The 13,212-nt window shown below is 70.2% G+C and carries 2 protein-coding genes; both read left to right on the forward strand.

The genetic code is table 11. From position 1 onward, the window contains the following. Positions 1-1,060: 1,060 nt before the first annotated feature. A complete protein-coding gene (locus tag CLU95_RS02580) occupies positions 1,061-8,218 on the forward strand; it encodes a type I polyketide synthase (RefSeq protein WP_099790142.1) in 7,158 nt (2,385 codons plus the stop codon). After that, positions 8,215-13,212, forward strand: coding sequence for a non-ribosomal peptide synthetase (locus CLU95_RS02585; RefSeq protein WP_099790144.1), 4,998 nt, complete (start codon positions 8,215-8,217; stop codon positions 13,210-13,212). The genes CLU95_RS02580 and CLU95_RS02585 overlap by 4 nt, the downstream gene beginning before the upstream one ends.

Consider the following 13,212-nt stretch of genomic DNA (forward strand, 5'->3'; position numbering starts at 1 on the left):
TTGTGAGGGAGTCATGCGCCCTGCCCTGGCGCGCATGCGAGCGTGACAAAGCGCCTGCCCGACACCACGCGATGCCGACGCGGGACGTGGAGCGCGTTCATCGCAGCGATGGCGGCGGGCACGTGCCGGTGGCCGCTGCGTGGCGGGCCAGGCCGTGCATCGGCGTCGAAAAAGAGCGATCCATCCGACCTGAAAACCCGTCCTCGCAACGCATCCCGGCCGCGGTCCGGCGGCGAATTGCGGACGAAATGGCGGACCCGCTGCGCCGATCTGCGTGCCCGGTTCGGGCCTTCCGGCCGGCACAAAAAAATGAACCGGGATCAATGCCGGGACCCACGGCGCGACCGATGGTCCGAATTCCGTTGACGGCGGTCGCGGGGGCATCCATGCGTCTTGCGTGCTGACAGAGGGAAAAACACCTCGCTGCCTGCCACTCTTCGCCTCATAAAAACAATGCCTTGAAATTGAAATTCAATTCCATTACGAAGGTCATTGGAATCAAAAATCGAACAAATTAAATGGGTGAAAGTAACATTTTCCATTCAACTTCAATGGAATATCAGTAAATTCAAATTCCAATTGATATTTTATTGGAAGACAAATTATTTCTTCAATCAAGGAAAAATATCTACCCCATTTGATCCTGAAGCATTGAAAGACCAACACCTTCTGCTTGCTTCAATTTGAGAAAAATCTCTTACTTGAACTTCAATTTTTGGCGGATTATCGCCATATTCATGAAAGTAGTGCTGATAGTCAGACTTCAAAGTCCGTTGCCATCTCGAAGGAGAACAGCCATTTTTCCGAACCGACGTGTCGTCGTGACTTCGCAATCTGGTGGCGAATCATCCCCACCCCATGACCTTGGTACCCCAAACGTTACGGTTTAGGTAGTTCGATTCAGAAATATATATATCCAAATGTAAACAACAACGAAACACCCGAACAAGCGCCTCACCAAGTTCCTAGGATCGCGACAAATCAAGGCAAATATTCAATTGAAATAATTTCGACGCGATTAATTGTATTTTTCATTCACAGTCTGCTGCCGGGTAATTGCATGGAATCCCACATTGCTTCGTCACCGGAGGCCGCCTTGGCTTCGGAGGCCGCGCTGGGCGATCTGTTCGCCTCACCGCCCGCGCGCGCAGCAGCAGGCGAACGGCTCGGCGTCTCGTTGGCCCTCGACGCCGGGTTCGCGCAGCACTGGCTGGCGTCGCTGGGTGCCACGGGGTACCTGCCGGACACGCTGTTCGTCGGCGCCTGGCGGCTGCTGCAATCGCACTGGCTGGGCACGGCGCTTCCAATGCCGGCGTCCAGCACCGCGAACGCATGGCTGACCCAGCTCGACCTCGACCGCCGGTCCGCGCACCACACCTCCGACACCCTGCCGCACCTGCGGCTCGAAGCCCGGGTAGAGCACCCCGCCTCCCTGCATCTGGACGTCGATGCGCGCCTGATGGACGCGCCCTGCGCCACCCGCCTGCTCGCGGCCATCGCCGACACCGCCACCGATCTGTTGGCGCGCCCCGACGCGGCGCTCGACAGCATCCGCGCCCTGCCCGACGCCGACCGCAACGACCAGCTCGCCGCGTGGACCACGCCGCCCGCCGCGCCCGACCTGTCGCTCACCGTGCCTGCCGTGTTCGGCCGCCGGGCCGCAGCCACGCCCGACACGGTGGCGCTGGTGGAAGGCGACGAGACCATGCGCTACGGCGAACTCGACGCGCGCAGCGACCGGCTCGCACGGCGCCTGCAGCAGTTGGGCGTGCAAGCGGGCGACAGCGTCGGGATGGTGTTCGAGCGGTCGATGGCCGCCATCGTCGCCATGCTCGGCATCCTCAAGGCGGGTGCGGCCTACGTGCCGGTGCCGACCGACTTTCCGCCCGATCGGGTCGCCCTCATGCTCGACCAGGCCGGAGCAACCCTTGTCGTGACGACCGAGGCGCTGGCCCCTCTCGTGCCGGCCAACCGCGCCGCCGTGCTGCTCGATGCACCAGAGGACCCCACGGACCGCGCGCCGTGGACACCACCGGCCATCGACGGCGAATCGCTGGCGTACCTCATGTACACCTCGGGCTCGACCGGCGTACCCAAGGGCATCGAGATCAGCCATCGCGCCATCCTGCGGCTGGTGGTCGATGTCGACTACATCGCGCTCGCACCGGGGCGCGCGATGCTGCATGCGGCGCCGCTCGCCTTCGACGCCTCGACGCTCGAAGTCTGGGGGCCCTTGCTGAACGGCGGGCGCTGCGTGATCCACGGCGAGCGGGTACCCACCGGTGCCGGCCTCGCACGCACCATCGCCCGCCACGAAGTACACACCGCCTGGCTCACGGCCTCGCTCTTCAACGCCGTGGTCGACGGCGATCCGCAGCACCTCGCGGGCCTGGCGCACCTGTTCACCGGCGGCGAGGCGCTGTCGGTACCCCATGTGCAGCGCGCGCTCGACGCACTCCCCGGGCTCACGCTCAGCAACGGCTACGGGCCGACCGAGTGCACGACCTTCGCGACCACCCATCGCATCGAGCGCGCCGCTGTCGCGGCGGGCCTGCGCTCGGTGCCGCTCGGGCGCCCGATCAAGGACACCGTGCTGCGCGTGCTGAGCCCGACGCTGGCCCTGCTGCCCAGCGGACTCGTGGGCGAGCTGTGCATCGGCGGACACGGCCTGGCCCGCGGGTACCTGGGGCAACCCGAACTCACCGCCGCGCGCTTCGTGCCCGACCCGTTCGGAGCGCCCGGCGAGCGGCTCTACCGCACCGGCGACCTCGCCCGCTGGCTGCCTGACGGCACCGTCGAGTTCATCGGCCGCATCGACGGCCAGGTCAAGATCCACGGCCACCGCATCGAGACCGGCGAGGTCGAGGCAGCAATCCTTGCGCATCCCGCGGTGCAGTCCTGCGCGGTGGTCGCGCGGCCCGGTCGCGACGGCCAGCTGCGCCTGGTCGCCTACCTGGTCGCACGCGCGCAAAAGCTGGCGTGGGACACGCTGCGCGCGCACCTGGCGACCCGCCTGCCCGCGGTGATGCTGCCGTCGGCGCAGGTCTGGCTCGCGCAACTCCCCGTCACGCCCAACGGCAAGCTCGACCGCAACGCGCTGCCCGAGCCGGCCGGCGAACGCCCCGACCTCGCGCAGCCTTTCGAGGCCGCGCGCGACACGCGCGAGCAGCAGGTGTGCGACGCCTTCGCGCGCGCCCTGGGCATCGACACCGCCGGGCGCAACGACAACTTCTTCGACCTGGGCGGCAGCTCCTTGCTGGTGCTGCAGGTGCTCGCGGACCTGCAGCGCGAGGGCGCACCGCCGCTGTCGACCAACCTGTTCTTCCGCCATCCGACGCCGGGCGCCATCGCGGCGCAGTTGCAGCCGGCCGACGCAACGCCGCAGCCTGTGCCCGTGCGAGAAGACGCCACCCGCGCTGCGGCCAACGCCCCGGAACCGATCGCCCTCATCGCCACCGCAGGCCGCTTCCCCGGCGCGGGCGATGTGGAGCAGTTCTGGGACAACCTCGTGGCCGGGCGCGACACCGTCAGCTTCTTCGACGACGCGAGCCTGGACGCCGGCGTCAGCGAGTCCCTGCGCCGCGACCCGGCCTACGTGCGGGCGCGCGGCGTGATCGACGGCATCGAGGGCTTCGATGCCGCCTTCTTCGGCCTCGGCCCGAAGGAAGCCGCGCTCATGGACCCGCAGCATCGCGTGTTCCTCGAGATCTGCTGGGAGTGCCTGGAGCGCGCGGGCTACGTGCCCGACGAAGCGCCGGGTCCGGTGGGCGTGTATGCGGGCACGTACAACGCCACCTACTTCCAGCGCCATGTGGCCTCGCGGCCCGATCTCGTGGAGGCCGTCGGCGAGTTCCAGGTGATGCTGGCCAACGAGAAGGACTACATCACCACCCGCGTGGCCAACCGGCTCAACCTGCGCGGGCCGGCCGTGAGCGTCAACACCGCGTGCTCGACCTCGCTGGTCGCGGTGGCCCAGGCCTTCCACGCGCTGCGCACGGGCCAGTGCTACATGGCGCTCGCGGGCGGTGCCTCTGTCACTTGCCCGCCCCGCAGCGGCTACCTCTACAACGAGGGCTCGATGCTCTCGCCCGACGGTCACACGCGCAGCTTCGACGCGCAGGCCAAGGGCACCGTGTTCAGCGACGGCGCCGCCGTGGTGCTGCTCAAGCGGCTGTCCGACGCACAGGCCGACGGCGACACCATCTATGCCGTGCTTCGCAGCGCCTGCGTCAACAACGACGGCGGCGCCAAGGCCAGCTTCACCGCGCCCAGCGTGGACGGCCAGGCCGCGGTGATCCGCGCCGCGCTGGCCGCGGCGGACGTGGACGCACGCAGCATTTCCTACGTGGAAGCGCACGGCACCGCCACGCCGATGGGCGACCCGGTCGAGGTCGAGGCGCTGGCCGTCGCGTACGCCGAACACACCGACGCGCGCGGCTACTGCACGCTGGGCTCGCTCAAGAGCAACGTGGGCCACATGGTCACGGCCGCGGGCGCCGCCGGGCTCATCAAGACGGCGCTCTCGCTGCACCACGAACTGATTCCGCCCACCGCGCATTTCACGGCACCGAACCCGGCGATCGACTTTGCGCGCACGCCGTTCCACGTCAGCAACCAGCTGCAGCCGTGGCCGCGCGCCGACCTGCCGCGCCGCGCGGGCGTCAGCTCGTTCGGTGTCGGGGGCACCAATGCGCACGTCGTGCTCGAGGAAGCGCCGGCGCGGCAGGCGCGTACCACGCAACCGGGCGTCCATGTGCTGGCGCTGTCGGCCCGCTCGGAGGCCGCACTGGCGGTCGCGACGCAGCAGTTGGCGACGCACCTGGAGGAGCAGCCCGCGCTTTGCCTCGGCGATGCGGCGTTCACCCTGTGCGTCGGTCGCAAGGCCCATGCCTTCCGCCGCGCCGTGGTGGCCGGCGATGCGGCGCAAGCCATCGAGGCCTTGCGCTCGGAGAACGCGGCGTGGCGCGTGAGCGACCGCGTCGCCGAGCGCGCGCCGCAGCCCGTGCTGATGTTCCCGGGCCAGGGTGCGCAGTACCCGGGCATGGGCCGTGCGCTGCACGCGGGCGACCCGGTCTTCGCCGCCGCCTTCGACAACTGCCTGCGCGCCTTCGACGGTGCGCTGGACTTCGACCTGCGCGAGCGCATGTTCGCCGCCGACCCGCAGGCGCTCGCGCCGACGGCCGTCACGCAGCCCGCGCTCTTCACGCTCGAGTACGCGCTCGCACGGCGGCTGCTGTCGCTGGGCCTGCGCCCGCACGCGCTCATCGGCCACAGCGTCGGTGAATTCGTCGCGGCCGTGATCGCCGGCGTGATGCGCCTGGAAGATGCCGCCCGGCTCATTGCCCGCCGCGGCGCGCTCATGCAGGCACAGCCCGCGGGGACGATGCTGTCGGTGCGGCTCGGCGCGGACGCGCTGGCCCCGCGGCTCACGGCCTCTCCCCAGGTCTCGCTCGCCGCCGAGAACGCACCCGGCGCCTGCGTGGCCGCCGGCCCGTCCGAGGCCATCGCCGAACTCCAGGCCGCGCTCGAAGCCGAGGGCGTCGCCTGCCGGCTGCTGCAGACATCGCACGCCTTTCACTCCGCCATGATGGACGCCGCGGTGGCGCCCTTCGAGGCGCTCGTGAGCCAGGTGGTGCTGCACGCGCCGCAGATCCCCATCTACTCCACGTTCACCGGCCGCCTGCTCGAAGACGCACAGGCCACCAGCCCGGCCTACTGGGCGCAGCACCTGCGCGGCACCGTGCGCTTCTCGCCCGCGTTGCAAAGCGCGGCGGGCGAGGCCATCCATCCGGTCTTCGTGGAAGTCGGCCCCCGCAACACGCTGGCCGCGCTGGTGCGCCAGCACCGCGTGCCAGGCCTTGTCGCGGCGGTGTCGCTGCTGCACGGCGAGCCGGCCGACGAGACCCGCACCCTGCGCCTCGCCGCCGCGCGCCTGTGGACCTGCGGCGCCGAGGTCGACCTCGCGCTGCTCGCACCGCGCGCCGGCGCCCGGCGCGTGTGCCTTCCCACCTACCCGTTCGAACGCAAGCGCCTGTGGGTCGACATCGCACCCGCCGCGCCGGTGTCGCCGGTGATGTTGCCCGCCCCGCCTGTTTCATTGGAGCCGATCGTGACCGCTGCAGCGCCCTCGCCTCACCTGCCCCTGCCTTCTCCCCAGCCGCCCGATGCGTCGCGCGCGGCCTCGGTCGACGCGCGATTGCGGGCCCTGTTCGAAGACATCTCGGGCATCGACATGGCACAGGCCGAGGGCCACGCCGCGTTCGGCGAGCTCGGGATGGACTCGCTCACGCTGACCCAGGCCGCCACGCAGATCAAGAAGCGCTTCCAGGTCGCGCTGAGCTTCCGGCAGCTGATGGAGAACTACCGCAGTTTCGACGCGCTGGCCGCGTACCTGCTGCAGAGCCTGCCGCCCGAAGCCGAGCCGGTGGTTGCGCCCGTCACGCCTGCGGCATCCGCCGTGCAGGTGTCGATGCCAACCCCAACACAAGGGCTTGGGCAGCCCACCGGCCTGCTGAACCAGGTGATCGCGCAGCAGATGGAGCTGATGCGCCAGCAGCTCGCGCTCCTGTCCGGCGCGGCCGCTCCAGTGGCGGCAGCGATGCCCGTGGCGGCCGAGGCCGTGCCCGCCGCTGCGCAACAGCCGCCCGCCGAAGCGCCGCTTCGCTACGACGTCAACAAGGCCTTCGGCGCCATTGCCCGCATCCACACCCAACGCACCGCCGAACCCAGCGCACGGCAGAAGGCGCGGCTGGCCGCGTTCGTGCGGCGCTATGTCGAACGCACGCCAAGGAGCAAGCGCTTCACCGAAGAGAACCGCACCCACATGGCGGACCCGCGCGTGGTCAACGGCTTCCGTCCGCTGACCAAGGAGATCACCTACCAGATCGTGATCGAGCGCTCCAAGGGCTCCCGGCTCTGGGACCTCGACGGCAACGAGTACGTCGACGCGCTCAACGGCTTCGGGCTGAACCTGTTCGGCTGGCAACCCGATTTCGTGCAGGACGCCGTGCGGGCCCAGCTCGATGCGGGCTACGAGATCGGGCCGCAGCATCCGCTCGCGGCCGACGTGACCCGCCTCATCTGCGAGCTCACGGGCAGCGAGCGCGCCGGCCTGTGCAACACCGGCTCCGAGGCCGTGATGGCGGCGCTGCGCATCGCACGCACCGTCACCGGGCGCAGCACGGTGGTGGCCTTCACGGGCTCCTACCACGGCACCTTCGACGAAGTGCTGGTGCGCGCCGGCAAGGGCGGCAAGGGCCTCTCGGCCGCGCCGGGCGTGATGAGCGGCATGTTCGGCGACATCCGCGTGCTCGACTACGGCACGCCCGAGGCGCTCGCCTTCATCCGCGACAACGCGGCAGACCTGGCGGCCGTGCTGGTCGAGCCGGTGCAAAGCCGCCGCCCCGACTTCCAGCCGCGCGAGTTCCTGCACGACGTGCGCGACCTCACCGCGAAGAACGGCTGCTGCCTCATCTTCGACGAGGTCATCACCGGCTTTCGCACCGCGCTGGGCGGCGCGCAGGAACTGTTCGGCGTGCGCGCCGACCTCGCCACCTACGGCAAGGTGATCGGCGGCGGTTTTCCGGTCGGCGTGATCGCCGGCAAGCGCGAGTTCATGGACGCGCTCGACGGCGGCGCCTGGCAGTACGGCGACGACTCGATCCCGGGCGTCGGCGTCACCTACTTCGCCGGCACCTTCGTGCGCCACCCGCTCGCGCTCGCCGCGGCCAAGGCTTCGCTCACGCACCTGAAGCAGGCCGGGCCCGCGCTGCAGGCCGGGCTCAACGCCAGCACGACCGGCATGGCCACGGAACTCTCGGGCTGGTGCCGGGAGGTGGGCGCGCCGCTGGAGATCCGTCATTTCGCATCGCTGTGGCGCGTGAGCTGGCTCGAAGACCACCCGCTGCAGGACCTGCTGTTCGCCATGATGCGCAGCCGCGGCGTGCACATCCTGGACAACTTCCCGTGCTTCCTCACGAGCGCGCACAGCGCCGAGGACATCGCCTTCATCCAGCGCGCCTTCAAGGAGTCGGTCGCCGAGATGCAGGAATCCGGCTTCCTGCCGCGCCGCGCTCCCGCCCCCACCCACTTCGACGCGCGCAAGCCCGCCGAAGACGGCAGCGTGCTGGCCCGCGACAGCGACGGACAGCCGTTCTGGTACGTGCCCGAAGACGCCGCCTCGCGCGAGCGCCTCATCAACGGAAAGGCTGCAGCATGAACGCCGCACTCAAGCCCACCGTGAGCGGTGGCCTCGTCGAATGCATCATTGCGACGACCGAATCGCAACGCGAAGTCTGGCTCGGCGCCTCGATGAGCACCGAGGCCTCGATGGCCTACAACGAGTCGGTCGTGCTGCGATTGCGCGGCGCGCTGGACGGCCCGGCCATGGCGCGCGCCACCGACCGCATGCTCGAACGCCACCAGGCGCTGCGCGCCACGATCTCGCCCGACGGCGCCTTCATGCTGGTCAGCCCTCCCGGCGGCAACCACCTGGTCCGGCAGGACCTGGGCGGGCTGGCGCCGGAAGCCCTCGCGCAGGCGCTGCACGCGGCCCACGCCGAGGCGGTGTGCACGCCCTTCTCGCTCGAACACGGTCCGCTGTTCCGGGCCGTGCTGTACCGCCTGGGCGATGCCGAGCACGAACTCGTGATGTCGGCGCACCACGTGGTCTGCGACGGCTGGTCGTGGGCGGTCATCACCGAACAACTGGGCCACCTCTATGCCGAGGGAACCGGCATCGGGCTGAAGCTCAAGGCCGCGCCGCTGTTCGCCGACTTCGCCGCCGAGGAGGCCGTCGCCGCCGCGAGCCCCGACATGCAGGCGCACATCGACTACTGGCTGGCGCGCTTTTCCGGCTCCACGCAGCCGGTGCTCGACCTGCCGCTGGACCGCCCCCGCCCACCCGCCCGCACCTTCCATTCGCGCCGTGCCGAACGCCTGCTCGACCGGCGCGTGGTCGGCGCCGTGCGCACCGCGAGCACCAAGGCCGGCGTCAGCCTGTTCACGGGCCTGTTCAGCGGCTTCATCGCGACGCTGCACCGCCTCACGGGCCAGGAAGACATCGTCGTCGGCATCCCGACCTCGGGCCAGCTCGCGCACGACGTGCCCGGCCTGGTCGGCCATTGCGTGAACCTGCTGCCGCTGCGCATTGCCGTGCATGCCGCCACGCGCTTCGACGCGCTGATGGACGAATGCAGCACCGCCGTGCTCGACGCCTTCGATCACCAGGCCCTGACCTATGGCGCGCTGCTGAGCCAGTTGTCGCTCGAGCGCGACCCGAGCCGGCTGCCGCTGGTGAGCGTGAGCTTCAACGTCGACCCCGACGTGGCGAGCAGCGCGCAGGCCTTCACCACGCTCGACGTGGTGCAGGACACCATCGCCCGCCGCTACGAGAACTTCGAACTGTTCGTGAACCTGCGCCCGCACGCCGGCAGCCTGCAGGTCGAGGCGCAATACAACACCGACCTGTTCGACGACGTGAGCGTGCAGCGTTGGCTCGACATGTTCGAGTGCGTGCTGCAGTCGGCCGCGCACAAGCCCGAAGAAACCGTCGGCGGGCTCGAGGTGCTGTCGGCCGGCGCCGCGCGTGCGCTGCTGGCACTGCAGCCCGCGCGCGTGCCGCTGCGCGGCGCACCGCTGGCGCACGCCGGCTTCGTGGCGCGCGTGCCGCTGCAGCCCCACCACCCGGCGGTGCGCGACGGTGCGCGCAGCTGCAGCTACGGCGAACTCGATGCGCTGACCAACCGCCTGGCGCGTGCGTTGCGCGCACGCGGCGTGGGCCGCGGCGAGCGCGTGGGGCTGTGCCTGGAGCGCAGCCTGGAAATGGTCGTCGCCATGCAGGGCATCCTGAAGGCGGGGGCGTCCTACGTGCCGCTCGATCCGGCCTTCCCGCAGGCCCGGCTGGAACACTACGCCAGCGACGCCGGCCTCGGCCTGATGCTGACGTCGTCGGACATCGCGGTGGCGCCGCGCGACTGGCGCGCCGACGCCGAGCAACGGATCTTCGAGATCGATCGCGACACGGCCTGGCGCCAGCTGTCGGGCGACGCCCTGCCGCCGAGCAGCGACGACCCGGGGCCGGAGGACGCCGCCTATGTGATCTACACCTCCGGCTCGACCGGACAGCCCAAGGGCGTCATCGTCCATCACCGGGGCGTGGCGCACCTGCTGCAGTGGATGCAACGCGAATCGGGCATGGGCCCGGCCGACCGGGTGGCCGCCGTCACGACGCTGTCGTTCGACATGGCCGTGCCCGACCTGCTGCTGCCGCTGGCGGCGGGCGCCGAGATCGTGATGGTGCAGCGCGAGGTCGCCATGGACGGCAACCGCCTGTCGCAGGCGCTCGACGACGAGCAGATCACGCTGCTGCAGGCCACGCCCGGCATGTGGCAATTGCTGCTCGACGCGCAGTGGGCCGGCGGTGCGCCCGGTTTTCGCGGCTGGGCCGGCGGCGAAGCGCTGCGCCCGAGCATGGCACTGGCACTGTGCGAGCGCATGGAAGGGCTGTGGAACGGCTACGGCCCGACCGAGACGACGGTGTATTCCTCGGCCTGGCATGTCCGCCCCGAAGAGATTGCGTCGCGCGGCGTGTCGATCGGCCGGCCCGTCGACAACACCGAGATCTGGATCCTCGATGCCGGCCTGCAGCCCTGCCCGATCGGCGTGCCCGGCGAAATCTGCATCGCGGGCGAAGGCGTCACGCTGGGCTACCTCGACCGCCCCGCGCTGACGGCCGAGCGCTTCGTCACGGTGCGCATCTTCGGCGCCACGAAGAAGGTCTACCGCACCGGCGACCGCGGCCGCTGGCGCAACGACGGGCTGCTCGACCACCTCGGCCGGCTCGACTTCCAGGTCAAGGTGCGCGGCTACCGCATCGAGCCCGGCGAGATCGAGGTGCGCTGCTGCGAAGTGGCCGGCGTCTCGCGCAGCGTGGTCGTGGCCCGCGAGGACACCCCCGGCGACGTGCGCCTGGTGGCCTACCTCGCGCGGGTCCCGGGCGCCGGCTTCGACCTCGATGCGCTGATGGTGCACCTGCGCAAGCACCTGCCGGCCTTCATGCTGCCGCAGCACGTGGTGACGCTCGACGCCCTGCCCACGCTGCCGAACGGCAAGGTCGACCGCGTCTCGCTGCCGCCGCCGCAGGCGGTGGCGCGCGACGAGGTGCGGCGCGGCGCCGCTCCGCGCAACGCCCACGAGCGCAAGGTGCTCGCGGTCATGGAGAAGGTGCTGAGCCTGCCGGGCCTGGACATGCACGACAACTTCTTCACCATGGGCGGCCACTCGCTGCTGGCCGCGCGGCTCACCACGCTGCTGAGCCGCGAGTTCCAGGTCACGCTGCCGCTGCGCGCGCTGTTCGAGTCGCCCACCGCCGAGAAGCTGGCCGCGGCCATCGAGACGCTGCAGGGCGCGGGCGTCGGCCTGCAGGCGCCGATTGCCTGCCACCCCGATCGCCGCAGCGCGCCGCTCACGCCTTCGCAGGAACGCATCCGCTTCATGGAGCAGCTGTACACGGGCCGTTCGGTCTACAACGCGCCCTCGGCGCAGCGGCTCACCGGCAAGCTCGACGCGGCGCGCTTCGAGAGCGCGCTGCGCGAAATGATCCGCCGCCAGCCTTCGCTGCGCACGTGCATCGGCTTCGACGAGGACAGCGGCCGACCGATCCAGTCGATCGAAGAGTCCGTCGAATTCACCCTGCCGCTGGTCGACCTGCGCGGCCTGCCGGCAGACCAGCGCGAGGCCGAGCTGACCGAGCAGATGCAGGAGCTGTCCGACCGGCCGATCGACATCCACCGCGCGCCGATGATGCGCGCGACCCTGTTCCAGCTCGACGACCACGAGCACGTCTTCCTGTTCGTGCCGCACCACCTGATCTGGGACGGCTGGTCCTTCGACCTGATGCAGCGCGAGCTGGGCGCGTTCTACGACGCCGCCGAACGCGGCCGTCCCCACAACCTGCCCGCGCTCGCTACCACCCACGGCGACTATGCCGAGTGGCTGGACACCTGGCTGACCGAGCCCGCCTGCGAAGAGCAGCTCGCGTTCTGGCGCGGCCGGCTCGCCGGCGCCAAGGCCGTGCGGCCGCCCCGGACCGACATGCCGCGCCGCGCGGGCAAGAGCGGCCAGGGCGGCGCGCACTGGATCCACATCGACCTGCAGAGCACGCAGCGGCTGCGCGAGATCGCGCGCGACATGGACGTGACGCTCAGCATGCTGACCTTCGGCATCTACGCGCTGACCATGGCCCAGGCAACCGGCAACGGCGCCATCGTCATCGCGAACCCGGTGCGCGGGCGCCAGCAGGCCGAGACGGAAGACGTCATGGGCTTCTTCAGCAACGTGCTGCCGGTCTCGCTCGCGGTCGACATGGCGCTGCCGCTGCCCGACTTCATGCGCTATGTGAAGCAGGAGCTGCTGTCGATGATGAACCACCAGCAGGTGCCGTTCGAGCGCCTGATGGCCGAGCCCGGCTACGCGGGGCAGATCAAGGCGTCCGGGCCCTACCAGGCGATGTTCTCGTTCCAGGACGCCCGCGAACGCGCGCGCACCGTCGGCAGCCTGCAGACCCGCCAGGTGCACGTGATGCAGCACGGCGCCACCGACGACATCGGCGTGTGGCTGATGGACAAGCCGCACGGCCTGGAAGGCGCGCTGCTCTACAACGCCGACGTGTACCTGCGCGAGACCGGCGCCCAGCTGCGCGAGCGCTACCTCGAAGTGCTGGCCCGCGTCGCCGAGCACCCCGGGGCCACGCTCGCGGAGATCGCCCGCGCCGAAGGCTCGGCCAGCGCGCTCTACCTGCGCAAGCTGGCGGCCGACGAGGTGGACAAACGTGCGCCGGCCGAAGCCCCCGGCAGCGACGTGCGCGAGGCGAAGCAGGGCCTGCTCAGCCCCGAGCACGCGCAGCTGGCCCAGATCTGGGCCGACGTGATCGGCATCGATGTCGACGAGATCCGCGCCAGCGACAACTTCTTCGACCTCGGCGGCGACTCGCTGCTGGTGCTGCGCGCCGTGCAGCAGGCGGCGCAGACGCTGGGGCACCGCGTGGAACCGCGCCGCTACCTGTTCGAGAACCTCGGGCAGATCGCCTCCTCGGTGCACGCCGCGCCGCACGGCGTGCCCCCGGACCTCGCCGACCTGGCCGCCGGCACGGCCGCGCAGGCAAACCGCGGCGGGCTGCTCGGCGCGCTCGGCAGCTGGCTGCGCAAAGGCTGA

It is taken from the genome of Variovorax sp. 54, from assembly GCF_002754375.1.
In the GTDB taxonomy this organism is placed as follows: domain Bacteria; phylum Pseudomonadota; class Gammaproteobacteria; order Burkholderiales; family Burkholderiaceae_C; genus Variovorax.